The sequence below is a fragment of the Microcoleus sp. Pol8_D6 genome, assembly GCF_036700965.1.
Classification (GTDB): domain Bacteria; phylum Cyanobacteriota; class Cyanobacteriia; order Cyanobacteriales; family Microcoleaceae; genus Microcoleus.
Genome location: NZ_JAUBPW010000059.1, coordinates 1 through 25,166 on the forward strand (window position 1 = coordinate 1; position 25,166 = coordinate 25,166).

Genomic DNA, 25,166 nt, shown 5'->3' on the forward strand with positions numbered 1-25,166 from the left:
GGGACAATTCGGCATAGTTCACAAAAAACTTATCAAGGCTACTATCTTACCATCATTACTTCTTGGCCACTACCCCCGAAACGTCCTGTTGATTTTGTGATTTACGATATTAATGAAAATGACTTGCTGGCAATAGGATTGGCAAGATATGATTCAGATAGAGGCGGTGCACAAGAAGACGACCGAACAGGTGGTTATCGTAGCTGCGCTGATGAAATCCTCAGCTATACACAAAATCATAACTTAAGAACTAAAGTAATTTTCCTGAATGATGGGCCTGGTCTCTTACTCGGATCGATGTGGGATGACTACGCAAATATTGAAAATAGCTGGCAAGACAAGATTATTGTATTGACACTGCGTATGGTTCCAGATCGGATTACAGTGGAATGGCTGCGTTCTTGAAAATAGGAGTGACAATGGCTACGGGTATTTCTAAAAAACAATCGCAGGGTCAAGCTGCATCTAATTTTAGTGAAAGCGAATTAAACAATAGCTTGGATGCGTGCTTTTCCTATCCAGGAAAAGTGCCTGCAAGTGAAGTTTTAGACACTCATCAAGCTGAATGTGTAAAACTGTGGTCTAGCAATGAACAGCTAAGTCTGGCAAATGAAAACCGTCTTTACTATGGTGATAATTTACCAATTTTAGCATCTTTACTTAAAGATAGTTCAGTAAAAGGTAAAGTAAGATTAATTTATATAGATCCGCCTTTTGCAACTAAAAGTGTGTTTCAATCGCGTTCTCAGACTGCGGCTTATTCTGACTTATTAGGAGGGAACAGTTATATTGAATTTATTCGTCAGAGGTTGATACTATTGAGAGAGTTATTAGCTGATGACGGCTCAATATATGTCCATCTTGATGATAAAATGGCATTTTATATCAAGGTGATTATGGATGAAATTTTTGGTCAACGCAATTTTAGAAATTGGATTACTCGCAAAAAATGTAATCCCAAGAACTACACAAAAAAGACTTACGGCAATGTTTCAGATTTTATCCTGTTTTATAGTAAATCAGATACTTATGTCTGGAATCGTCCTGTTGAAGAATGGACTGATAAGCGCGCCAACAAAGAATATGAATATATTGAAAAGGAAACTGGACGGCGATATAAAAAGGTTCCGATTCATGCGCCGGGAGTGCGAAATGGCGAAACTGGAAAGTCGTGGCGAGGGATGAATCCGCCACCGGGAAAGCATTGGCAATTTCCACCTCAAACACTAGATGAAATGGATGCTAGAGGGGAAATATATTGGTCTGCAACAGGAAATCCCCGTCGCAAGATATATTTGGATAGCAGTAGCGGGATTCCCGTACAAGATATTTGGCTAGAGTTTCGCGATGCTCACAATCAGAATATTAAAATTACAGGTTATCCAACAGAGAAAAACCGTGATCTAGTTAGTAGAATTATTCGAGCTTCATCAAATCCTGATGATTTAGTGCTGGATTGCTTTGCCGGTTCGGGTACGACTTTGAGTGTTGCTTCGGAGTTTGGGAGGAGATGGATAGGAATTGATAATAGTTCTGAGGCGATCTCAACTACTTTGCGCCGTTTTGCTAAGGGTTGCGAACGGATGGGCGATTTTGTCAGCCAGCAAACATCCCTACACCAGAATCCATCGGATGACGAGTCTCGCCAATTATCACTTTTTAACTTAGATGAATCTATATTTCAAGCTGAGTCTCCCTTAGAAAAAAGCGAGATGATTAATAACTTTGATCTTTATGCAACTGATTCGTTTGCTGGGGAACTAGAAAATATTGTGAGGCAATGGATAGAATGGCAGTAGCAGCGTACAAAAAAAATCACAAAAAGCCTTCTGCCACATCGCAAAAATTTGCTCGACTATTACCATATAAGATTTATCAGCAATTAATCAAACTTGATATCATAACTGTTTTTCATAAAATTTATCGCCATTCCCCCTGAAGCGTAAAAGCCGCCCAATAATAAGGAGAACGCCACTCTTCCTGCTTCAACATTTCCACTTGCGCCGCCCTCAATGCTGCCGCTGGCGTTAACCCTTTTTGCAGCATTCCCTGATAGAAACTCGACATTAACTTAGCCGTTCCTTCATCGTCCACACTCCACAAACTCACCACCACTCGCTGAGCCCCTGCATACATAAATCCCCGTGTCAATCCTACCATGCCCTCGCCTTGAACGATCGGCCCCATTCCGGTTTGACAGGCACTTAACACTACTAAATCTGCTGCTAATTTGAGATTGAAAATATCAGTAAGTCTCAGGAATCCGTTTAAGGGATTGCCCTTGTCATCTACCAGTGACAAGATAATTCCCGATAGTTCCGGGTTAGTGCTATTCGCTAAACCGTGAGTGGCAAAATGAATGATTTTATATTGGCTTAAGTTCTGACTGGTTGCTGCGGCGCGGCTGGCTGCAAAATCCAAAGATTCGGTACGAGAATTGGCTGGTACTAATGCTTGAATGATTTGAGCTTCTTGGCGTGTAAATTTTAAACGGATCAACTGTATGTTATTGGCGCGGCTAGAGCGGCTTAAACCGAGATTTACTGATTCTATTGCTTGGGGATGGCCGCTATTAGACTGGGTTCTGACTCGTTCATCCTTAGCGCTAAAAACTGGATCGGCGAGCATTGCTAAAGTCCGAGTTGGGGGTTGTCTGTCATTGTAGTTTTGTCTTAAGATTCCCAAGGTGGAAGCTGAAGGCAGCAGCACAATTTCATGGTCTACAATTAAAGGCGGATTCGGATTTTTACCGGGTGTTTCCGGGAGTGAGAGGGCGGCAAAGGGGAGGTAATTGAGAATGCCATCGCCAACTATCAGCAGGCGTTTTTGACCGAGTTGTGCTGCTACGGGCTGTAAAATAATTTGACTGAGCGTGTTGTTAGCTTCAGCAACTCGATCGGGAATGTTGCGGTAGCGCGGGTTAGTCACAGCATTGCGGAAATTGCGGGCGGCTTTTTCGATGTCAACCTGTTTGGGCAATTCATAACTGGTGATACTGGTTTTAGTCACAGCCCAGAGATAGCTACGATGTTTCCCTAAAGAATACTGGAGTAAAATGGTATTGTCATCGAGGATTTGTTGTTGAATCTGTGCCAGGGTTAAAGGTTGCGGTTGGGTGAGGGCGGCGTACCGGGGGCTGGTGGAGCGGATTTGGGCTTGAATGTCCTGATATTGTCCTAGTAAAGTTTGCCGTTTTTGGTCTAATTCTGCTTTTTCTGCAGGGGTATGATTGGGGCGGCTTATAGTTTCGATTCGCCGTGTTTCTAAGGCATCGAGTTGCTGTTGTAAATTGCGTTCTTGCTGCAATAATTCCGGGGCTACACCTTGGCGAATATCGGCGTTTGCTTCTTGAAGAAGTTCGAGAAGGCTGCGGGCGCGGGAACTTTCGCTGGCTTCTAAGGCTTTGCGATCGTAACCAGAGTTGGGATTGGTTTTGTGCAGTTCCATTAACAGGTCAATGTATAACTGGTAATAGTGTTGTACGGTGGCAAAGTATGATATGCGGAGCTCGTGGTTGGTAATTTTGGTGCGGAGGTTTTCGATGATTTTGATGGAGGTTTCAATGTCAGTGAGGGCTGCGATTAAATTGCCTCGATCGCCTTTGAGAATAGCCCTATTGTAGAGGGTGAGGGCTTCCCCAGGACGATCGCCCACAGTGCGAAACAGTGGCAGGGCTTGGTTGAAATATTCTTCTGCTTTCTCCAGTTTTCCTAATTCTGAGTAAGTATTACCTAGATTGTTGAGGCTGTTGGCTTCTCCACGCCTATCGCCCACTTTTTGTCTCAAATCGAGAGCTTGTTTGTAGTAGTCGAGGGCTGTTTGTTTTTCTCCCAAATCATAGTAGACTATGCCAATATTGTTGAGGATAGTGGCTTCCTTAGTCCGATCGCCCATAGCCCGGAATAAGGGAAGGGCTTGGTTAAGATACTCTTTTGCTTTCTGTTTTTCTCCCAAATCGTTGTAGGCTAAGCCGATGTTGTTGAGTGTGGTGGCTTCCGCAGTGCGATCGCCCAAAGATGTATCGCTGTTTGCGGGTAGGTTCGAGATGTTGCTGAGGTTGATACTTGCTTCAGGGCGATCGCCTATTTCCCGAATTAAGGAAAGGACTTGGTTATAGTAGTCGATGGCTTGCTGTTTCTCTCCCAAAGCATAGTAGAAAGCGCCGATATTGTTGAGGATGAGGGCTTGCATCTGGCGATCGCCTACAGTCTGAGACCCAGAAAGGGCTTGCTGGTAGTAGTTCAGGGCTTGCTGTCTTTCTCCTAATCTATTACTAATCAAGCCCATTATATTCAGCGTCTCAGCTTCCTTGTCCCGATTTCTAAGCATTTGATAAAGCGAACGCGCTGCATCAAACTTTTGCAATGCCTCCTGGTAAGATGCTGCTGTTTCCTGATCGAATAGTCGCCCAGCTTCCTCAACCAATCGCTCGGCTTCATCTGTTTTTTGATTTAATCGTTGTTTGTTTTTCTGAATTAATCGATCGGCTTCTCCATCCGGGATTTGATTTCTACTGACATCGAGGGTGGTCAGATATACCAATCCCGCTAAAGGTTTGATATCTGCGATTTGATTTCTACTGAGGTGTAGGGCGGTCAGATTTGTCAATCTCGCTAAAGGTTTGATATCTGCGATTTGATTGGATTCGAGGAAAAGCAGTATCAGATTGGCAAATCCCGATAATGGTTTCACATCTGTTATTTTATTGCCACTCAAATAAAGAAAATTCAACTCCGTCATTGTCGATAAAGGTGTCACATCTACAATTTGATTAGATGCGAGGGACAGCCCTGTTAGATTAGTCAATCCCGCTAAAGGTTTTACATCTACGATTTGATTAGCTTCGAGGAAAAGCTCTGTCAGATTAGTCAGTCCCGATAAGGGTTTCACGTCTGAGATTTGATTGAATTTGAGGACGAGGGCTCTCAGATTAGTCAGTCCCGATAAGGGTTGCACATCTGTTATTTGATTTACACTGAGGTTGAGCCTTCTCAGATTGGTTAATTTTGATAATGGTTTGATATCGACTATTTGATTGTCAGCTAGGTAAAGTAGTGTGAGATTAGTCAGTCCCGATAATGGTTTCACGTCAGAGATTTGATTGGAAGTGAGGGTGAGAAATCTCAGATTAGTCAGTCCCGATAAGGGTTGCACATCTGTTATTTGATTTCTACTGAGGTTGAGTTCTCTCAGATTGGTTAATTTTGATAATGGTTTGATATCGACTATTTGATTGCGAATTAGGGAAAGTTCTGTGAGATTAGTCAGGGTTTTTTGAGCGCGATCGCACTCTTGTGTTTTTGCTTTTGATAGCAACACCTCCACCGTATGTCTGGTTTCAGGGGGCAAATTCTCTTTGTTTGTACAAAAATCAGCAAAACTTTCAAATGTTTGGGGATTTGGCGCGGCGGCAGATCCCATCAGGATAGTCGCACCTACAGCTAACCCCCAACGCCCCCAAATCGAAAGTATGGGATTCATAAGCACTCGCTCAAAAAAGACATGATTAGCTGCTATCATAATCTATCGCACCTTGTGATGCACCCTTTTCCTTCCTGCTTGCCAATTAGATCTGGAGCATTTGGTGAAACAATAGTCGCTACTGCTTCTCGCTGCACTCTCCAAGCATTATTAGAATCCGGGTTTAAGAAACCGGGTGTTTCCAAAAAACCCGGTTCCTCATGAAAAATTCGGTTTCTGCACAAGTCCTATTTTACGTTACTCTCAACTCACGAATTTAAAATTAGCGATCGCCCTCAAATTTAGTATCTATTATTTGCTGCTGTTTTATGAAAAGCAAGAAAAAACAATTTAACAAATCGAATGTTATTTTTTCCCTAGCAATGCTCGGTGTGTTCCTCCTATCCTTAACACTACGCTTTTGGGAACTAGAGCGATTTAACACTTTAGTATTTGACGAGGTTTATTACGCTAAATTTGCTAACGATTATCTCACCAAAACTCCGTTTTTCAACGCTCACCCGCCTCTGAGCCAGTACATAATTGCGATCGGCATTTGGATCGGCACTCACCTTCCCTTCGGACAAACAGCCGTCAACAGTAAGGCTGGCTCCCTGCTTTCCCCTTGGGATTACCGCTGGCTGAATGCTCTCACAGGTTCCTTTATTCCCCTAGTTGTGGGAGCGCTAGCTTATCAGCTAGTTCCGCGCCACACCTTTGCTTTTATTGCTGCTTTATTGATCGCCTGCGACGGTCTGTTTTTAGTTGAGTCTCGCTACGCGCTGAACAACATTTATCTGGTTTTATTTGGAATTTTAGGTCAGTTATTTATTTTAAAAGCCGTAGAAGCAGAAGGCAAAAAGCGCTGGCTTGGGCTGGTACTCGCCGGAATAGGTTTCGGCGCATCTGCGGCTATCAAATGGAACGGATTATGGTTTCTTTTCGGTACTTATCTAATTTTAATCTGTGCTTGGGCAGTTCGTTTTATCCAGGGTAACAGAGGAAATGAAGAACAAAGCCGCGAGGTAGATTCACCTCTAATTCCTGCCGAAAGTCCCGTACAAAAACTGACTCAACTCAATTTTATAGAACTCTGCTTGAGTCTAGCTATTATTCCTATTCTAGTTTACAGCATCTCTTGGATTCCTCACCTGCACTTTAATCCAACTCCCAATTTCTGGCAGATGCAAACGGAAATCTTGACTTATCACCAGCGGATTAAAAGTGGCCCAGATGTGCATCCTTACTGTTCCGCGTGGTACGGTTGGCCGTTGATGCTGCGCCCGATAGTTTACTTCTTCAAAAAAGCTAGCAACAATGCACAATCAGATCCGGTTTTGCCGCCTTTACCTGAAGGTGCAACTGAGGTAATTTTTGACGTTCACGCAATGGGAAATCCCTTCCTTTGGTGGCTGTCAACCTTAGCTTTAGTGCTAGTAATAGGAGTTTTAGTTCACCGGATTTTGGTATGGCTGCAAACGCGCAGCGAGGATTCTCTTGACACGATAGAACAGCAGCAGCCGATTTTGTTTCCGCCGACTGCTGAAATGTGGCTGGGGTTATATTTAATAGTTAATTGGGCAGCTAATTTGCTGCCTTGGGTGAAGGTGACTCGCTGCATATTTTTGTACCATTATATGGGCTGTTCTGTGTTTGCAGCCTTAGCACTTGCTTGGTGGACTGACAGGTGGCTGCACAGCCCTCAAACTCGACTCCGAGGGATGGGGGTAACAATTATTTTTCTAGTTTTGGGTGCTTTTATTTTCTGGATGCCTATCTATTTGGGACTGCCTTTGTCGCAAATGGAATGGAAAATTAGGATGTGGCTGCCGTCTTGGGTTTAAGTTAGAAATAAGTCTTTTATTAACGGGTTCTCCGGCCCGTTCCACAAGAAAATTAAATTTTGTGGAACAGGCATCTTGCCTGTTCCTAACCAAGGTGCAAGATGTAACTTATAACGTTTATTACCAAGGTGAGTTGGCAAAAGCGAGCATTATTTTTGATACAGTGCTCGATAAACTGGTTCACCGCGTTTCAGAGTAGCAATTTCTCTTTCTGTAGCAACAGGTAGGGGATTTTCTGCTAGCCAGTTGTCGCCGTTTTGACGTTTAAAACTGGGGTGAGATGAAAAGCGATCGCACATTTCCCTTTCTACTTCCTCAATATCTGACTGGATAAAAACTTCGCCGCCAATTGCCAGATAAGTTGCCAATTCGTTGACTAATTCTTGCTGCACCACCCGCCGTTTGTGGTGCTTTTTTTTGAACCACGGATCGGGAAATTGAATGCTAACTCGCTGCAAAATACCTGCGGGTAAAGTTTCTAAAATTGGTTTCAGGGAACTATTCGCATTGCAAAACAAATAGTGCAAATTTGTCAAGCCTTTTTCGTCCCGCCAAAGATTCGCCTCCTCTACCAGAGGTTCCCGAATTTCTAATCCTAAAAAATTCCAGTCTGTTTGGATTTGCGCCATATGCCACAAAAACCGTCCTCTGCCACAGCCGATATCTAAATGCAGCGGTAATTTTAAGTCGGCATAGATTTTAGTCCAATCCGGGGGACTTGCAGATGCTTGATATCTTATTGATAGGGGATTGACGTGTTCCCGCACTCTTACTCTTGCCAATTTTGCTGTCTCCTGAATGTAATTTTTAACTGCTGATGAAGGCTGATTAACGCCGATAAATATTGATGTTTGCGATGTTGTTCAATACTTTTTAATTAATGAGCTATTCAAATTTTTACTCGGCAAAGTTTAATTGCTCATTATTGCATTAGGCTTCTGGTTCAATGCCTGCTGCTCTTAATTGGGCGGCTAGTCGATCAGCCCGCTGTTGAACATTTGCTTTTTCCTGCCGTTCCCTTTCTACCATTTCTGCTCCCCACAATAACATCTCTCCGCTTTCATCCCACCAGCGCAACCAATATCCCGTTCTTTCAGCTTTTGTTCCCTGCCAAACACCCAAAAATAAACCAATTTCTTCAATCCAATAACGATTGTTTGAATCCGGCTTCTGTACTTGATATCGTCCTGATGAATTCAACTGATAGACTTCGAGAACTCCGGCGGCAGGTTCAAAAAGTACATAGATTGGCACTCGCAATACTTGCTCGTAAAAAAACCATTTTCCCGGCGGATACGTTGGTTTTATCGAATATTCATCGTTGGGACTAGCTGACAAAAATTCCATCACAATCGCCGGGACTTCTCCTTCTAAGTTGGGAGTGTAACTGCGGCGAATTTCTTGACTAGAAAGCGGCTGTACGTTGCGGGCATAAAACCAATCTGGAGCTTTGATTACTAGCTTGCTGTCTACTGTCGCACAAATTCTCATGTTTGGGGCAACTAATATTCCTGTTACAATTAGCCCTGCGATTTCTAAGATTTCCCGCAAGGTGGCAGCGAGCAAGGGCTGGTCGATATTTTCCACTGGTTCCTCGTCTAAAATGAAGTCGTCTGGCAATTTTTCCCAGGTAATTTTTAAGTCGGCTGTACTGACTGTCATTGTATTTCACCTCTGAATGAGATTACTGGAGCGCGGCTCGCAATACTTCGCGATGAAAGAGCGATCGATCTACTATAAATTTTATCCTGTCTGGCGATAAGGCGTCGCCGTTAGCATAGTGTTCGATCCAGGTTTTACTGATTAAATAAGGATCTTCTGGCAATTCTGATAATAAGTATCCTGGCATTTCTAGCTCTTCCATTAACTGGCTGACTTTGGGATCGTAGCTGAGGGCAAAACAGCGGCATTCTTCGGATGCTGCCATAATTAAACTGTGGTAGCGCATCCCGATCGCCATTTCGACTCCCCGGAACACTCCTTTCAATTTTCTGGGGTCGTCTAAACTGAGGATGCGGCTCCTTTTCGGCAGGGATTCGTGCAAATGTTGGGCAATTTCTAAGTCGTGAGACGCTTGAAAAGGCAGCAGCAAAATTAAGGTGCGAGTTGCTTTTTGAAAGTCAACTAAAGCTTGAGTTAAGATTGACAAACGGGCGGGAGTTAGTGTAGAATGAGAACGCAAACAAACAGCAACTCTGGGCGCAGGTAAATCCCACAAACCCGACACGGGAGAATTCTCTAAAGCCCACACGGGATCGGGCGCTAAAGTAAAGGGAATTTTCCAATCTGCAAGTAAAGTAGCTGAACCTTTATCCCGCACGCTGACGGCCGTGCATCCAGCAAAACACCGCTGAGATAACTTGCGAGTCATTTCCCGCTTTAAAGGGCCAATTCCCTGGGCCCAGGCAACAGTTTTTAAGCCCATCCGCTGCGCTATTCCCATCAAACCCCCATAATAGAAAGGGCTTGCAATGCTAGTAGCGTCTTGAATTAAACTGCCGCCGCCCCAAATTAGCGCGTCGGAGGTGCGGAGTGCTTCGAGAACTTGAAAGGCATTCATGCGATCGCGCGCTGCTACCCCGTACCGCTGATTTGTCTCGACAGGATTGCCAGACAGGACGATCGGCGTCACGCCATCTGGTAACATTTGCAGTAGCGATGCCAACAGCGCCTCGTCGCCGCCGTTGCCTTTACCGTAATAGCCGCACAAAATTGCTCGCATTTCTACTCTTTTCTTTGTTTGTGATGGGGAATCTAACTATTTTAGATTTTAGATTTTAGATTTTTTTGATATTTGAGATTTGAAATTTGATGCTACTACCAAAAAAATGCTACTGTCATCAAGCTTCAAGGCTTTACGTCATCATTCAGCTCAAATCGCAAATCTAATAAAATCTCCAATCGCTAATCTAAAATTGTATGACCAGCCCAAAAACAGGTACAAGCCCCGACTTAAGTCGTGGATGCTCCTAAAATTTTAGACCAAAGCTCAATCTCCAAGATTTATCTGTGGAGTAAATCTAAAATCTAAAATCTAAAATCTAAAATCGACTGACTCATCATACTTTATATGACTGTTGTGTAAGTCCCGATCGATAAATCTTTCATCTTCGTTCACAATACAAAAAATGCACGCTTTGTCAATTCCCACCTGGATTATTCACGTCTCTAGCGTCGTCGAGTGGATTGCCGCCATCTGGTTAATTTGGACTTACGGCGAAGTCACTCAAAACCGAGCTTGGTGGGCCCTTTCCGCCGCAATGCTGCCCGCTCTTGTCAGCGCTATGTGTGCCTGTACGTGGCACTATTTTGACAACTCCCCAGCCCTAGAATGGATCGTTACCCTGCAAGCGGCGATGACTCTCTTCGGCAATTTTACTTTGTGGGCGGCGGCTTGGTGGATTTGGCGATCGGCTCAACCAGAAAAAATTAAAGATTGAAAAAGAGGTAAATATTTTGAAAAAAATCACTATTTGGGTCAAATTAGCCGCGAGTTCGCTGTTGTTAACAGCCGGATTTTTGCTGCCCAGCAAAGCCAGCAACACTTCCTTGGAACTCGCCCAACAGCCTAACTGCAAAAATCCTCAAACCACGGTAGAGATGAATGTCTGTTCCAGTCAAGAGTTTGAGGCTGCCGACAAAAAGCTCAATCAAGTATATAAGCAACTTCAGCCGAAACTCAACAGCAAACAAAAGCAAAGATTGATAGTAGCACAGCGTAGTTGGCTCAAGTTTAGAGATGAATCTTGCAATTATGAAATGGGGCAGTTTGAAGGCGGTAGTTTGGCTGCTTCTACCTACGGTTATTGCAGGGCAAGAGTGACGCAAGAACGGATTAAAGATTTGGAAGGTTATTTGAAACAAGCAAATTTGTAAAAGTTCGATCGCTATTTAGGGAGGTGCTCGGTTTGTGGCACAGGCGTCCCGCCTGTATTTGTGGCACAGGCGTCCCGCCTGTATTTGTAAAAAAATCTACTTCACCAATCTTTCAGAATTGCAACGCCACAGAATTAGTAGCAATTAAACCTGCCTCAATCAACAATCGATCGAGACTGTCAACCAGTCCATCAAGACAATCTAAAATTTGGCGATCGCCCGCAGGTAACGAAATAGAATTAGTTAGACTGTGAATTTGGCTCTCCAAATTTTCCGGCAATTTTGAACACAAAGCTGTTGCCCTTTCTACTAGGCGCTTTTCGCCCGGATGAGGGATAGAATTAATAGCAAAAACAATATCAAAATAACTGCCTAAAAAAGCGGCTGTTCGATGGATAATACTTACTGAATCGCGGCGGAAAACAGCGGATTCTAGCTGGTGGCGAAATGAAAAAATCTGGTGGCGCAAAATCGGATAATTTTTGGCAATTATCGCTTGACGGAGTTGTTCTGGATAAGGTCGATCGACATTTGCTTGAAATTGCTGAAACCAACCGTCTCTGTCATACAATGATACTGAGGTGAGAACGTTCCACCAAAAACAGGTTGAATAACCTACTGATGCTTGATGTTTTACCAGGATGCGATCGAGTTCTTCTTCGATCCATTGGGGCTGGCGGTACATAATATCTATACCGCAGCCAGTGTTAATATCTATCCACTCGTCCCCGGGTTCCCAAAATTGATTGTTGATTGAAATGCGATCGGAAAATTGTCTCGCTATCGCCTCCCGTATGTCAACAGGAATTTCCTCTTCAACATACACGTAAAAATCAAAATCCGATGACTCATCCGTAACTAGAGTTGTTCGAGAACCTGCTAAAACGACGGCTACAACTTGAGGCAAACTGCTAAACTGCTCCCCAATAGTTTGAGCCAGTGGGGGAATTTGTTCGAGAGCTAGTTGATAATTGTGCAGCATTTAATTACCTGGTTAGCTACTTAAAAAATAACAGCAAATGCTTAACTGTACCGCTCAAGATTTTAACCCATAACTTTGAACTCCTAACTCAACAATTGATAATTGTTAACAAATATGGCGGAGGCGAACTGATGCGCTGCTACAACATCAGACCCCCAACCCAAACCAGCTCAAAAGAGATATAAAATTTTGTTTTTTATTTTACGCTTTGACACGGCAATGGTGTAAAATCTAAATTCTCAAATCTTATATTTTAAATCCCTATGTCCTTCGTTGGTTTGCACATTCACAGCGATTATAGCTTACTAGATGGGGCTTCTCAGCTACAACAGCTCGCAGAACGGGCGGTGGAATTGGGGATGCCCGCGATTGCCCTTACAGACCACGGGGTGATGTACGGGGCGATCGAACTCATCAAAGTTTGCAGAAATAAAAATATCAAGCCGATTATTGGCAACGAAATGTATGTCGTCAACGGCGACATAGAAGTAAAAGTTCGAGGTAGAAGAAAATACCATCAAGTTGTTTTAGCTAAAAATACTCAAGGTTATAAAAACCTCGTCAAACTAACCACAATTTCCCACTTAAAGGGAATGCCAGAAAGAGGTATTTTTGCCCGCCCCTGCATCAACAAGGAACTACTAAAACAATACTCCGAAGGTTTAATTGTCACCAGTGCTTGTTTGGGTGGCGAAGTTCCCCAAATGATTCTCCAAAACAAGCTAGATACTGCCCGTGAAGTAGCCAAATGGTATAAAGAAGTATTTGGGGAAGATTACTATATAGAAATTCAAGACCACGGTTCCCCGGAAGACCGGATTGTTAATGTTGAAATCGTTAAAATTGCCCGCGAACTCAAAATTAAAATAATTGCCACCAATGATTCTCACTATATTTCCTGCAACGACGTAGAAGCACACGATGCTTTACTGTGCATTAACACCAACAAACTGATTGAAGAAGACAAGCGGATGCGCTACAGCGGTACTGAATATCTTAAGTCCGCAGAGGAGATGGCGCAACTGTTTCGAGACCATTTGGATGATGAAACGATCAAAGAGGCGATCGAAAATACCCTAGAGGTCGCAAATAAAGTATCGAGATACGAGCTCACAGGAGAAGCTCGAATTCCCACAATTCCGATTCCCCCAGAACATACAGCCGATACTTATGTAGAAGAAATATCCTGGCTGGGACTGTTAGAACGCCTCAAGGCCCGCACCAGAAATGAAATCCCCCCAGTCTACAAACAGAGACTAGAATACGAACTGAAGATGCTTCAGCAGATGGGCTTTTCAGAATACTTTTTAGTAGTTTGGGACTACATAAAATATGCTAGAGATAACGATATTCCAGTAGGACCAGGACGCGGTTCTGCCGCAGGTTCTCTAGTTGCCTACGTCCTCAAAATCACCAATATCGACCCCGTACACCACGGACTACTATTCGAGCGATTTCTCAATCCCGAACGGAAATCTATGCCAGATATTGATAGCGATTTCTGCATAGAAAGGCGGGACGACATGATTAAATACGTTACTGAAAAATATGGTAGCGAGCGCGTAGCGCAAATTATTACTTTCAACAGGATGACATCAAAAGCTGTCTTGAAAGATGTTGCCAGAGTGTTAGGTATTCCCTACAAAAAAGCCGACGAAATGGCAAAATTAATTCCCGTCTCCAGGGGAAAACCGGAAAAACTTAAAGTGATGATTTCCGATGACACACCTGCACAGGAATTTAAAGACAACTATGAAAATACAATTTGCATAAATGCAGAAACTGGTACTGAAGTCCCCGTTCGTCAGTGGATTGACATGGCAATTCGTATTGAAGGAACCAACAAAACCTATGGGGTTCACGCGGCAGGTGTGGTAATTTCTTCAGAACCGTTGGATGAACTTGTACCGCTGCAAAAGAATAATGAGGGTGCTGTGATTACCCAATATTTTATGGAAGATTTGGAATTTTTGGGGCTGCTGAAAATGGACTTTTTGGGATTGAAAAATTTAACAACGCTTCAGAAAACTGTTGATTACATTAAGCAAACCCAAAATCTAATTGTCGATCCAGAAATGCTACCTTCTGATATAGAGCGCAGAGCTCAAGAGACTTTTGGCAGAATCAAAAAGTTACCCGATGATGTAGATAAAACCTATAGACTTTTAGAAAGAGGAGATTTAGAAGGTATTTTTCAGTTAGAATCCTCTGGAATGCTGGATGTAGTAAAAAAACTCAAACCTTCCTGTCTGGATGATATTTCTTCTATTTTGGCACTTTACCGACCTGGCCCGCTGGATGCAGGTTTGATTCCTCAGTTTATTGACTGCAAGCACGGTAAAACAGTTGAGTACGATCATCCGCTATTAGAACCGATTTTAAAAGAGACTTACGGCACGCTTTGCTTTCAAGAGCAAATTATGCGGATGGCTCAAGATTTGGCGGGCTATTCTTTGGGTCAAGCTGACTTGCTGCGGCGCGCAATGGGCAAGAAGAAAGCTGATGAAATGCAGAAGCAAAAAGAAACGTTTATCGACGGCGCAACTAAGAATGGAGTCAGTCAAAGAATTGCTGATAAACTGTTCGCGCAAATGCTGCAATTCGCGGAATATTGTTTTAATAAATCCCATTCAATGGCCTATGCGTATATCACTTATCAAACGGCATATTTAAAGGCGAATTATCCTCTAGAATACATGGCTGCACTGCTGACTGCTAACAGGGGCGATCAGGATAAAGTACAGAAATATATTGCCAATTGTCTCAAGCTTGGTATTGAGGTTGAGCCGCCAGATGTTAATAGCTCGGAACTTACTTTTACACCGCTGCCCAAACTGATGACTGGAGCTGCAAAGGATAAAATTTTGTTCGGAATTTCTGCTGTTAAAAATGTGGGAGAAGCGGCGATTGAAAATATTTTGGCAGCGAGACAGGAAGGGGGTAAGTTTAAATCGCTGGCTGATTTGTGCGATCGCGTAAATCTCCATTCTGTCAACCGCCGCGCTTTAGAAGCATTAATTCAATGCGGTGCTTTTGATAAAATTGAACCCAACCGCAATCAATTAGTACACGACCTCGAAGGGGTTATTAAATGGGCGCAAGAGCGCAAAAGAGACCGAGAAAGCGGTCAAGGTAATCTTTTTGACTTGTTAGGTGCCAATAGCTTCGGGAAGTCGGTCAATACCTATGAGTCGGCGCCAAAATCTAAATTGGTACCAGATTATGAAAAACAGGAGAAATTGCGTTTAGAAAAAGAACTCCTTGGCTTTTATGTATCAGAACATCCCCTAAAGTTTCTCATGCAAGTAAACGAAGACCCCGATGTGGTGACTCTCGAACAGTTAGCAGATAAAAAGGGGAAAGTATCAGTTATTGTCATGATCAGCGCTATCAAAATGGTAGTGACAAAAAAAGGCGATGCGATGGCAATTTTGCAATTAGAAGATTTGACACATCAAATAAAAGCTGTTGTGTTCCCCAAGGCTTACGAACAAGTAAAGCCTTACATTGTAGAGAATGCTATCTTACAGATTAGTGGAAAAATTGAGAAAGATGGCGAGGAAATTCAGATAATTGTAGACACTGCAAAGCCGGTGGAAACAGTACAGGTTGCAGAGGAAATCGAGAGGGTTCAACTGCAGACACCAAACTCTTGGGCGACGGAACCGGAAACACCAAACTCTTGGGCGGCGCAACCGGAAACACAAAATTCTTGGGCGGCGGAACCAGTCAACGTTGTACGATCGACAAAACCTGTCGAAGTTTTAGAAATGGTGATTGTCAAGCTGACACCCCAGCAAATACAAGACGGGAAAAAACTCAATTCTCTCAAAGCTATTTTACAAGAACTTTCCAATCGTGGAGAAGGTGCTAGCGTTTCTGTGGGGGGAATTGTTGTCGGTGAATATTCCTGTCAACCCGTTCGCATTAACTCTCAATTGTGGGTGCAAGATGGCGAGGGAACTGTTAGCCGTCTTAAGTCGGCTGGATTTGATGCTTGGGTTTTTCCTCTAGACAATCGCGGGGATGCTGCGGTGTTTCGAGAAATGCGATCGCAACTTAATGTACATTCTTGGGCCAGTCGCTTACTTGACACTAACACCGATCGCCTTCACAAGTATGTCACTTATCTCGCCCAACTAAACAGACGCCCGCCAAATTAACACTTCGCCGCCATCCCCACCGGTGACTAAAGTTTGACCGTCAGGACTAAAAGCCACCGGATTGCACCCAGCAAGAGAGCACAAACATTCTCCTGTTTCCAGGTTCCAGAGTTTAACCGTACCGTCTCGACTGCCGCTAGCCATAGTTTCGCGATCTGGACTAATCGCCACCGAAATTACCGCATCAGAATGCCCCCTCAAAGTATTAATCAATTCCCCTGTATCGGCATTCCACAATTTAACAGTAGCGTCGGCACTTCCACTGACAATTGTCTTTCCATCTTGACTAAATGCGATCGCATAAACCCAATCTGAATGACCGACAAAAGTCCGTACACTCTCCCCAATACCTACCAGCCACATCTTGATAGTTGTGTCAGCACTGCCGCTGGCAAGCATCATACTTTGAGGTCGAAAACTAACAGATAAAACCTTGTCAGAATGTCCCGAAAGCTTTTGAACTAATGCTCCGTTGCGCTGGTTCCACAATTTAATACTCTTGTCGCCACTGGCACTCGCAATCGCTCCAGAGTCGCAACTAAAAGCCACCGAGTACACCGACCCGTACCGGTGACTGTACGGCGAACCAAAATCGCTGTAAAATTCGCGAATCATCGCCTTTTTATCCAGCTTCCACTCAATAACTTTTCTGTCAAAACTGCCGCTAACCATCATTCTTCCGTCTGGGCTGATTGCCACAGCATCAACCGTTGCGGAATGGCCGAAAAAGGTATGGATGAATTCACCTGTTTGCAGATCCCACAGCTTAATTGTTTTATCGTCGCTGGCGCTAGCGAGAATATTGCCTTGAGGATTAATAACCACAGCATTAACCGGGGCTGAATGGCCTTGGAGAATGCGATCGCACCGCCAGTTATTAGACGATAATAATCTCGGATCAGCGGATGGCACAACATGAATCTTCTGGGGCGGCGCGGCAGAGATGGCGGTTGCTGTATTTGGCTGCGAGTTAGTTACTGGCGAATTAATAGCTATTTTTGTTGGGGAATTATAACTGATTTGAGAGCGGGGATATTGCCCAACATTTACCAAGTCTTGCAACACTTCAGCAGCGGATTGATATCGCTCTCTTACCGAATCTTTGAGCAATTTATTCAAAATAGTTGCTAATTTTTGGCTGACTTTTATGCCTTTTTGCGCCAAGTGCGATCGCCAAATCCATTTGCATTCCAAAGCATCGAACAAATCCTTCAATACTGCCCCAGTTAGCAGGTGAATGCAGGTAACGCCCAAACTGTAAAGGTCGCTCGCCGGATACGCCTTGCCGCTGCGAATTTGTTCGATGGGCGCATAGCCCGCAGTTCCAGTTATCGTCCCAGTTTGCGCCTCAGAAAGGCCGGTAATGTGCTTAGCAACTCCAAAATCAACTAGCACAAACTGACCCCCCCTGGCATTCCCCTGTACAGCAGGAGATTCAGCGACAATTAGCCCTTTCATACCAGCAGAAGATTGAGGTAAATTGGCCCATCCTTTTCCTTTACCAGTAGTGGAACTGGGATATCCCGCCGCCCCCAAGGTTTGGGGATTTCTCCGCACAATATTTTCCGGCTTAATATCTCGATGAATCACCTGCTGCTCGTGAACAAATTGCAAAACAGGCAACAAATTGATCAACAATTCCCAAATCTGTTCCTCGCTAAAAGCTCCCCGCTGCTGCAACTCCTGAAACAAATTATTTCCCTCGATTAACTCTTCCACAAGATACAGACGTTTGGCTTGTTCAAAAGAAGCCAGCAAACTTGGAATCTGCGGGTGCTCTCCGAGTTCGTGCAACCGGTGAGCTTCTTGTTTGAACAGTGCAGTTGCCTTTTCTAATTCAGCTTTTTCTTGAACTTGGGGGAAAAATTGTTTGATGGCGCAGGGAGTTTTCAACCTATCTTCATCGACAGCTAAAAAAGTTCTGCCAAATGTTCCTTCACCGATAGGTTGAATGGCGCGGTAACGCTCTTTCAGTAGCAATTTAGAGCCGCAGGCCAGACAAAAATTGGTTGAGTCAGCATTCTGCGGCTTTTGGCAATGGGGATTGAGGCAATAGCTCATCTTTTTTCCGGCCTGGAGATTCCCACCACAGCTAAACTTAGCAACATGGTAGTCTGTTTCCACTCACGCCCAGAGCACCATTCTCGACAATACCTGAGAAACTCGCTTTCTTGACCCAAAATCTCGGCTCTCAAGTTGAGCCCGTGGCAAGAAACCAAAGTGAGGACACTAGAAGTGCTTGATGTGAGTTTCCATATATTCTAATGCTTTCCTAAAACTTTGCAGGTTGGCGGAGCACAAACTGATAGGTCAACACTTAACTGTTAACTACGGCTATTCTGGAGCATTTCTGCAGAGAGTAAATACCAAACTGAGATGCTCCCGGCTATTCTCCCCCATCTAAAAGACACTCTGGCTCCTCACCCCCCTTCTGTGAGGATGCTTTGGCTTTAATCACCGCTTCTCTAAAGCCTAAAACTAATAAAATATTGGCAAGTGTTAAGAATAGTTCCGCAGAACCGTGCAGCCAATCGACATTTGCTAGTGACTCGTTGTAGGCAACTTTTGCGTAAATTGCGGCGGGAATCGTCACCGCTACAAAAACGAGAGTGCCGTAAAATCCCATCAGAGCTAAACGGGGTGTTTGTCCCGATCGAGTCAAAAACCAGAGAAATCCCAAGTAGGGAAATAGAGACAGAATAAATAAAGTTTCTTTGGAAATCATTAGTAATTGGTGAGCGACCAGATACTATCATAAGTGAAAAATTCAAAAATTAGTGTGAATAATTTTTAATTTTTGATATTTAGTTTTTAATATTTAATTAGACAGATGCACCCGTTTCTATCAAACCCCTATAGAATCACCCAAGACCATAGCTCTTAACCCAAGCCGCAGCAGGTTGGCAGTATTCAAACCCCCTTACCCACTCGGAGACAAAACCCGTTACTTTTCCCCTAACACCGTTTTTAGCATAACACATTTTTCACCGTGCCAGTCTGTTAATTGTCCCTCACTCCCAAGCTACCCAGCAATTAGAAATAGAGACTGTTCCACAGTTTTCTGTCTGGTAGGCATCAAGCAAGTATCGTTCACAACCTCTAAATCCAAGCCATTATTTCTATCTGCTGCCAGAATTTCCTTCAGCTTAGAATCAAAATCAAAACACGGGCCACAATCCCAAACTTTGAGTTCCAACCGTCCCTTAAATACCCTAATTTCCAGTTGAACAGGAGTTTCTACTGGCAGATTTTTGTGAGCGTGGCGAACTGCATTAGTGAAACCTTCAGCCAACGCCAACTGCAAGTTCCACCAAACTTCATTGGGGAGCGATATATCTTTCAACTGTTCAAACCACAACAAAACTTGGGTTAAAGCATTGACATCTGTGTTGACTTGCAGGCTAATATGTTGAATACAAGTTTCATTCAGCTCTTCTTCCTGCTGTTTTTCATTCTGCCAATCCCAGGTGTTTAATAAATTCATTAACCCATCTAAAATGCTAGCTTTTTTTATATTTTGGGAGCGATCGCGATTTTCTACTTCGTAAGTTTTTCTTAGCGACAAACAGTTTCGATTGTCGAGAGTCCGGGTGTAACTGAGCTCGTCTGCAATCTGCCACATGAGTTTGATCCCCCTGCCGCCTTCTGCAAGTTGATCTATGCTGTTAGACATCTATTTTCCTCGTATGAAAGTATTATCTGTACCCTATTTTCCCGCCCGCCGAGACACCCGGTATCTTTTTTATACTTGCTGGCTCGGTATTATTTCGGGGATCACACAAAAATGCTATCTTTTTTATAGAAGGCAGCGCATCAGCAATATGTCTTAAGAGTCTAAGCCAATTGGCTTATTTACCGATCGCCTGTACGGAGAACGATCGCCCTCGGCAGCAAAATCCAACTGCATCGATTACAAATACTTATCCGCTGTCGGAGTCAGCCACTTGTTCCAGCCGTCGCAAGCCCCCGAATCCCTGGTATTCAAGGCATCCGGCCGTTGGCCGCTCGCTGCAAAGAAGCCTTGAGGTGCGCGCTTTCATCCCCAACGTGTATGTAATATCCGTGAGGGCGATGGCTACGCCCCGGCTTACGCCTACGAACCTTACACCGTCGAGTCGCGTCCATCCACTAGACTAGGACTTACGCAAACCACCCGGTTTCTGCTTAGAATATTGGGTTTGGCAGCGAGGAATTAACGAGGAAACCGGGTTTTTGGTCCCCCGCGCGTAAGTCCCGCAGACAAATCGGTGATGAAAGGCAATTACAGGACTTACCAAGACTATGACCAAAATCAAACTGAAAATTCTGACTGCTGCGATAATGCTACTCCCATTTTGCGCCGCACTTCCCTTGCAAGCTCAAAATCTGTCTCTAGTCAAGCGGCTGCTAGAAACCAGAGGATGTCCCGGATGCGACTTATTTGGCGCTTCCTTGAGCCGTGCAGATTTGTTTGGCGCTTCCTTGAGCCGCGCCACTCTCAGCAGGGCCGACTTAGTTGATGCCGACTTGACTGCGGCTGACTTAATGGAAGCTAATTTAAACAACGCCAACATGAGAAACGCCTTTTTGGCTGACGCCGACCTCACCAAAGCCGACATGAGCAGAGCCGACATCAGGGGAGCCAACTTAGAAAATGCCAACCTCAGCGAGAGTTTTCTGCGAGGCGCATCCCTCCAGTTGGCTAACTTAAAATGCAGTAATTTGAGCGCCGCTAAACTAAATAGAACCGACCTGAGAAATGCTGATTTAAGCGGTGCAAATCTCACCGGTGCCGACCTCAAAGAAGCCGATTTAAGCGGTGCAAATCTCAGCGGTGCCGACCTTAGATCGGCCGACTTGACGGATGCGAGATTGAACAAAGCTAATCTCACAGATGCCAATCTCTGTGGCGCCCGGATGCCGAACAGAAAAACCTCTCGGCGAGGCTGCGAAGTTAAGAAAGAACCAGCGCTCAACACAAACAATTACTGTAATTACTGCTATGCCTTGAATGACTGGTGGCTAAATGTATTAAGGTTCTACTAAGCAGTATCATCGTCATCACTACTGTGTTTAATATGTACTGTTAGAAGTGCGAGCAGGCGGTACAGATATCAAACTTAACCTGTTACCGCCAATAGCTTTTATCTACTTTGAAGAACCTAAAAATTGGCTCAGTATTTGCAGATATTCTGCGCCCCCGATCTGTGCCACATTAGTGTGACCTCCATCAGGAACTATGTAAAGCTGTTTGGGTTCAGGTGCTGCCTCAAACATTTTTTTGCTCATTTCCACTGGAACTACATTGTCAGCAGTCCCGTGAATAAAGAGCACGGGCATTTGCAGGCGATCGACTTTTGAAAGAGAATCAAACCGCTGTGTCAGCAAAAAATCGATCGGAAACATCCAAAACAGCCCTTTTTGAAAATTCACCATCGCCCGCGTCGAAGTAAAAGAGCCTTCTACAATTAACCCGGCCGCCTCCGGGTGACGCACGGCTAGATCGATCGCGATCGCCCCTCCCAAAGAATGACCGTAGATATAAATTTGATTCGGGTTAATCCCCCGCTGTTTTACCAAATAATCCCAAGCAAGTTGAGCATCCTCATAAACCTGAGATTCACTCGGAAAATCGCCCTGGCTTTTTCCATAACCACGATAATCCATCACAAATACCGACAAACCTAACCGATGAAATCGATAAGCGTGTTCGACATTTGCTCCCACATTTGAAGCATTGCCGTGCAGGTACAAAACTACCCCCCCTAACCCCTTGTTAAGGGGGGGAACCGGAGCGACTGCCCGTCTCTCACTTTGCGGGGACGTTCCGACTCCTCTAGCTCCCCCCCTTGGCAAGGGGGGGCTGGGGGGGGTATCCGAGTCTCCCGTGTTAACAGAGGGAACAGCTTCTCCCTTTCTTGCTCTCCCCCTTGCTAAGGGGGGGCTGGGGGGATTTTCCGAGGCAGGAATCCACCACCCGTGCACGCTGTCCACCGCGCCTGTTTTAGTTGGAATTGGTAGCCAGACATCTTGATATTTCAACTGAAAATCATCTGGCGTAGTTTCGATCGCCCGCGCAGGAAAAAAGATAAACTTACCTTGCGCTACAAATAGGAATACACAAGCAGCAGAATAAGCAACGGCCAAAACTATCCCAAAAGCTATTAGCGATTTAGACAAAAGGAATACTAGCAAATTGTTCATAGATAGAGCACGCGGGAAATTAGAGATCGCTCAAAAGCTAATGGCAAATTATTAATTCAGACAATTAGCCAAGATCGATTACTAACTTCCGCCACCGTATTCCGCCGATTTTCAAAAATTAATGCAATTCCGGGTGGTGTAAGTGCCAATTCGTAGACTGTTCGTAAGCGTGAGCCACTTGAAACAACCGAGATTCTTGCAAAACATTACTAATCAGTTGTATACCCACGGGCAGTCCTTTATCATCAAATCCGCAGGGCAAACTCAAAGCTGGCAAACCAGCAAGATTCACGGGAATAGTCATCAAATCTGACAAATACATACTCAGAGGGTCATTGAATTTTTCGCCTGCCTTAAATGCGGTAGTAGGAGCAGTGGGACAGACTAAAACATCAACTTGAGAAAAAGCTTTTTCAAAGTCTTCTTTAATCAAAGTCCGAACTTTTTGAGCTTTTAGATAATAGGCATCGTAATATCCAGCCGACAATACGTAAGTGCCGATCGCAATCCGGCGTTTAACTTCCGCACCGAACCCCTGAGAGCGGGTTTTGGCATACATATCCAAAAGATTATCGGAGTCTGGAGATCGGAAACCGTACTTCACTCCATCATATCGCGCCAAATTTGCCGAAGCTTCCGAGGGAGCAATGATGTAGTAAGTGGGCAAACCGTAGCGGAACCGGGGACAAGAAATGACTTGAATTTCTGCGCCCAATTGTTGAAATTGCTCGATCGCCTTAGTAACAGCGTCTTTAACCCCCGAGTCCAGCCCTACACCAAAAGTTTCTTTAATTACACCAATTCTAATTTGACCCTTGGGTCGCAAACTGGGTCTTAAAGCTTGAGCGTAGTCAGGAATTGGGACATTAAGACTCGTGGAATCTCTCGGATCGTAACCGGCGATCGCCCCCAACAAAATCGCCGTATCCTCAACAGTCCGGCCAAACGGCCCGATTTGATCGAGAGAAGAAGCATAGGCGACCAAACCGTAGCGAGAAACCAACCCATAAGTCGGTTTCAGCCCCACCAAACCGCAAAAAGCAGCAGGTTGGCGGATCGAGCCCCCTGTATCCGAACCCAAACTCACGACGCATTCTCCGGCGGCTACTGCTGCGGCCGAACCGCCAGAAGACCCTCCTGGCACGCGCTCCAAGTCCCAAGGATTCGCGGTAACTTGATAGGCAGAAGTTTCTGTCGAGCTCCCCATTGCAAACTCGTCCATATTCGCCTTACCCACAATCACCGCACCGGCTGCTTGGAGTTTGGAGACGACGGTTGCATCGTAGGGAGGCACAAAATTCTCCAAAATCCGAGAGGCGCAGGTTGTGGGAACGCCCTCGGTACACATATTATCTTTAACGGCGATCGGGATGCCGGCCAACAGGCCAATTTGCTCTCCGGCTGCGATTTGGGCATCCACTTTATGGGCCTGCGCCAATGCGCTGTCTGCCGTCACGCACAGAAAGCTTTTCAACTTCGGCTCTAGCTGGGTAATTCGGTCTAATGCTTCTTGAGTAATTTCCACAGCAGAGCGTTCTTTATTGACCAGTTGTCGGTGCAACTCGCGGATGGATGCCATGCTCGTACCTTTATTATTTCTACTTTGAGACAATACAGTTAATATAACTGGCAATTGTACCTGCTTACAGCCCGAAGGCAAAGTCGGCTATTTTTGTGGCGAAAGTTCGAGCCTCAAAGAGGACTCCGCTAACGGGCGATAGGTCATTTTATCTACAATAGATTAAATTCCCCAAATCCCACCGAACACAAAATAGCGATCGAGTTTTTTACCTCATCTTTTAACAAACCAAGAATGCAACTGTATCAAAACTTATGCAACAAGTGGTTGGACGCACGAATTATGTGAGGAAGGGGTAATGTGTGCAATGAGACCCCTACATAATTAGGTTCTGCCTCCAAGAATGTGTATGCAAGATCACAATCATTAGGAAATTAGTCATTCCCAATTCTGCAATCTAAACTCTCAAACATTAGAACCTAGCTTCTCTTCGACGCAACCCAGTATTTAGGGAAGAAAAAGATGGCATAGAAAATAAACCAATTCCCGATTGTGAATGCTTTATTCCGGGGATTATTCAGACTATTATAGTTCACAATACATATTTTTTATGAGGCTGAAGTTATTTTAAAGAGCATAATTAGCAGTGTTTCAAGCTGATTTTATAAAAAATTAATCTCCAGTAAATCCATAAATAAATTAATTTAAAATAAAAAATATGATAATAAATATTAGATTATGGCGGTCTATAGCCTAATAATTAGTATCAGATTATGAAGAATACTTTTTTATTCAAAAATGACTAAAAGTTATCATTCAGCCGAGTGAATTAAGGGCCGCTGCCAGATCGAAGAAAATAGCGATCGACCTTTTCCGCTCCACACCCCTTGTGCCAGAGGTCAACAAGCCTGTCAGAAATCTGGGGTTCACAAAAAAGCTGGGAACGCTCACCGCCACGCCGTGGTCTCCTGTTGCGCGCACCTGCAAAAAAACAGCAGTCCTTCCTCAATTGCGACTAGCTGCGTGCATCTGCGGTAAAAAAAGCTACTTATTTGCCCGATCGATCCCCAGGAAAATAATTTCATCCGGAATTATCCCCAAAACCCAAGATATATGGTAAGAAGTTCCCGATGCCCCGT

At 44.3% G+C, this 25,166-nt stretch carries 17 protein-coding genes and 1 pseudogene; 8 read left to right on the forward strand and 10 right to left on the reverse strand.

All coding sequences use genetic code 11. The features are described 5' to 3' along the window. A pseudogene (locus QUA10_RS21325) lies at positions 1 to 405 on the forward strand (hypothetical protein); the annotation flags it as partial. A 14-nt stretch (positions 406 to 419) separates the two neighbouring features. Then, a complete protein-coding gene (locus QUA10_RS21330) occupies positions 420 to 1,799 on the forward strand; it encodes a site-specific DNA-methyltransferase (protein ID WP_333082760.1) in 1,380 nt (459 codons plus the stop codon). A gap of 121 nt (positions 1,800 to 1,920) precedes the next feature. Here the strand turns inward: QUA10_RS21330 and QUA10_RS21335 are convergent, their stop codons facing one another. Continuing rightward, positions 1,921 to 5,481 (reverse strand): leucine-rich repeat domain-containing protein, encoded by a 3,561-nt coding sequence (locus tag QUA10_RS21335; RefSeq protein ID WP_333082758.1) that lies wholly within the window; start codon positions 5,479 to 5,481, stop codon positions 1,921 to 1,923. A 308-nt stretch (positions 5,482 to 5,789) separates the two neighbouring features. On the opposite strand from QUA10_RS21335, the gene QUA10_RS21340 reads away from it, so the two are divergent. Further along, positions 5,790 to 7,304: a phospholipid carrier-dependent glycosyltransferase gene (locus tag QUA10_RS21340; protein WP_333082757.1), complete on the forward strand. Its 1,515-nt coding sequence runs from the start codon at positions 5,790 to 5,792 to the stop codon at positions 7,302 to 7,304. A 149-nt stretch (positions 7,305 to 7,453) separates the two neighbouring features. Here the strand turns inward: QUA10_RS21340 and trmB are convergent, their stop codons facing one another. The 3 genes from trmB to csaB all read right to left on the reverse strand — a co-directional run bounded on the left by trmB (position 7,454) and on the right by csaB (position 10,026). After that, positions 7,454 to 8,086, reverse strand: a complete 633-nt coding sequence (gene trmB, locus QUA10_RS21345) for a tRNA (guanosine(46)-N7)-methyltransferase TrmB (protein WP_333082756.1) — start codon at positions 8,084 to 8,086, stop codon at positions 7,454 to 7,456. A 148-nt stretch (positions 8,087 to 8,234) separates the two neighbouring features. Further along, positions 8,235 to 8,966, reverse strand: coding sequence for a Uma2 family endonuclease (locus tag QUA10_RS21350; RefSeq protein WP_333082755.1), 732 nt, complete (start codon positions 8,964 to 8,966; stop codon positions 8,235 to 8,237). A gap of 22 nt (positions 8,967 to 8,988) precedes the next feature. Further along, the gene (gene csaB / locus QUA10_RS21355; RefSeq protein WP_333082754.1) at positions 8,989 to 10,026 is read right to left on the reverse strand and encodes a polysaccharide pyruvyl transferase CsaB; all 1,038 of its coding nucleotides are present in this window, start codon (positions 10,024 to 10,026) and stop codon (positions 8,989 to 8,991) included. Between the two features lie 406 nt (positions 10,027 to 10,432). Between csaB and QUA10_RS21360 the strand changes: the two genes are divergently transcribed. Together QUA10_RS21360 and QUA10_RS21365 are read left to right on the forward strand one after the other, a co-directional pair. Beyond that, entirely contained in the window at positions 10,433 to 10,744 is a 312-nt protein-coding gene (locus QUA10_RS21360) for a DUF2499 domain-containing protein (protein WP_015176609.1), read from the forward strand. Positions 10,745 to 10,760: 16 nt separating this feature from the next. Beyond that, positions 10,761 to 11,180, forward strand: a complete 420-nt coding sequence (locus tag QUA10_RS21365) for a lysozyme inhibitor LprI family protein (protein ID WP_333082753.1) — start codon at positions 10,761 to 10,763, stop codon at positions 11,178 to 11,180. 112 nt (positions 11,181 to 11,292) lie between these two features. Here the strand turns inward: QUA10_RS21365 and QUA10_RS21370 are convergent, their stop codons facing one another. Further along, positions 11,293 to 12,162 (reverse strand): DUF4037 domain-containing protein, encoded by an 870-nt coding sequence (locus QUA10_RS21370; RefSeq protein ID WP_333082752.1) that lies wholly within the window; start codon positions 12,160 to 12,162, stop codon positions 11,293 to 11,295. Positions 12,163 to 12,425: 263 nt separating this feature from the next. Between QUA10_RS21370 and QUA10_RS21375 the strand changes: the two genes are divergently transcribed. Beyond that, a complete protein-coding gene (locus tag QUA10_RS21375; protein WP_333082751.1) occupies positions 12,426 to 16,325 on the forward strand; it encodes a DNA polymerase III subunit alpha in 3,900 nt (1,299 codons plus the stop codon). Here the strand turns inward: QUA10_RS21375 and QUA10_RS21380 are convergent. The 3 genes from QUA10_RS21380 to QUA10_RS21390 all read right to left on the reverse strand — a co-directional run bounded on the left by QUA10_RS21380 (position 16,302) and on the right by QUA10_RS21390 (position 19,998). Beyond that, the gene (locus QUA10_RS21380; protein ID WP_333082750.1) at positions 16,302 to 18,386 is read right to left on the reverse strand and encodes a serine/threonine-protein kinase; all 2,085 of its coding nucleotides are present in this window, start codon (positions 18,384 to 18,386) and stop codon (positions 16,302 to 16,304) included. The two genes, QUA10_RS21375 and QUA10_RS21380, sit on opposite strands and share 24 nt — an antisense overlap. A 325-nt stretch (positions 18,387 to 18,711) precedes the next feature. Further along, positions 18,712 to 19,050 carry a DUF3593 domain-containing protein gene (locus tag QUA10_RS21385; RefSeq protein WP_333082749.1) on the reverse strand — a complete coding sequence of 113 codons (339 nt, stop codon included), beginning with the start codon at positions 19,048 to 19,050 and terminating at the stop codon, positions 18,712 to 18,714. 297 nt (positions 19,051 to 19,347) lie between these two features. After that, positions 19,348 to 19,998 carry an ATP-binding protein gene (locus QUA10_RS21390; protein WP_333082748.1) on the reverse strand — a complete coding sequence of 217 codons (651 nt, stop codon included), beginning with the start codon at positions 19,996 to 19,998 and terminating at the stop codon, positions 19,348 to 19,350. A gap of 170 nt (positions 19,999 to 20,168) precedes the next feature. Here QUA10_RS21390 and QUA10_RS21395 point away from each other — a divergent pair, with 170 nt between their 5' ends. Together QUA10_RS21395 and QUA10_RS21400 are read left to right on the forward strand one after the other, a co-directional pair. After that, positions 20,169 to 20,462, forward strand: coding sequence for a hypothetical protein (locus tag QUA10_RS21395; RefSeq protein ID WP_333082747.1), 294 nt, complete (start codon positions 20,169 to 20,171; stop codon positions 20,460 to 20,462). Positions 20,463 to 20,606: 144 nt separating this feature from the next. Further along, complete coding sequence (locus tag QUA10_RS21400; protein ID WP_333082746.1) at positions 20,607 to 21,350, forward strand: pentapeptide repeat-containing protein; 744 nt, start codon at positions 20,607 to 20,609, stop codon at positions 21,348 to 21,350. Positions 21,351 to 21,452: 102 nt separating this feature from the next. Here QUA10_RS21400 and QUA10_RS21405 read toward each other — a convergent pair whose 3' ends face one another. Together QUA10_RS21405 and gatA are read right to left on the reverse strand one after the other, a co-directional pair. After that, complete coding sequence (locus QUA10_RS21405) at positions 21,453 to 22,508, reverse strand: alpha/beta fold hydrolase (RefSeq protein WP_333086361.1); 1,056 nt, start codon at positions 22,506 to 22,508, stop codon at positions 21,453 to 21,455. 118 nt (positions 22,509 to 22,626) lie between these two features. Beyond that, positions 22,627 to 24,087 (reverse strand): Asp-tRNA(Asn)/Glu-tRNA(Gln) amidotransferase subunit GatA, encoded by a 1,461-nt coding sequence (gene gatA, locus QUA10_RS21410; RefSeq protein WP_333082744.1) that lies wholly within the window; start codon positions 24,085 to 24,087, stop codon positions 22,627 to 22,629. Between the last annotated feature and the right edge of the window lie 1,079 nt (positions 24,088 to 25,166).

Coding starts and splice junctions, on each gene's coding strand:
- gatA (WP_333082744.1), bottom strand. CDS start 24,087: ATGGCATCCATCCGCGAGTTGCACCGACAACTGGTCAATAAAGAACGC.
- QUA10_RS21380 (WP_333082750.1), bottom strand. CDS start 18,386: ATGAGCTATTGCCTCAATCCCCATTGCCAAAAGCCGCAGAATGCTGAC.
- QUA10_RS21405 (WP_333086361.1), bottom strand. CDS start 22,508: ATGAACAATTTGCTAGTATTCCTTTTGTCTAAATCGCTAATAGCTTTT.
- csaB (WP_333082754.1), bottom strand. CDS start 10,026: ATGCGAGCAATTTTGTGCGGCTATTACGGTAAAGGCAACGGCGGCGAC.
- QUA10_RS21370 (WP_333082752.1), bottom strand. CDS start 12,162: ATGCTGCACAATTATCAACTAGCTCTCGAACAAATTCCCCCACTGGCT.
- QUA10_RS21390 (WP_333082748.1), bottom strand. CDS start 19,998: ATGTCTAACAGCATAGATCAACTTGCAGAAGGCGGCAGGGGGATCAAA.
- QUA10_RS21335 (WP_333082758.1), bottom strand. CDS start 5,481: ATGAATCCCATACTTTCGATTTGGGGGCGTTGGGGGTTAGCTGTAGGT.
- QUA10_RS21400 (WP_333082746.1), top strand. CDS start 20,607: ATGACCAAAATCAAACTGAAAATTCTGACTGCTGCGATAATGCTACTC.
- QUA10_RS21360 (WP_015176609.1), top strand. CDS start 10,433: ATGCACGCTTTGTCAATTCCCACCTGGATTATTCACGTCTCTAGCGTC.
- QUA10_RS21330 (WP_333082760.1), top strand. CDS start 420: ATGGCTACGGGTATTTCTAAAAAACAATCGCAGGGTCAAGCTGCATCT.
- QUA10_RS21375 (WP_333082751.1), top strand. CDS start 12,426: ATGTCCTTCGTTGGTTTGCACATTCACAGCGATTATAGCTTACTAGAT.
- QUA10_RS21350 (WP_333082755.1), bottom strand. CDS start 8,966: ATGACAGTCAGTACAGCCGACTTAAAAATTACCTGGGAAAAATTGCCA.
- QUA10_RS21340 (WP_333082757.1), top strand. CDS start 5,790: ATGAAAAGCAAGAAAAAACAATTTAACAAATCGAATGTTATTTTTTCC.
- QUA10_RS21385 (WP_333082749.1), bottom strand. CDS start 19,050: ATGATTTCCAAAGAAACTTTATTTATTCTGTCTCTATTTCCCTACTTG.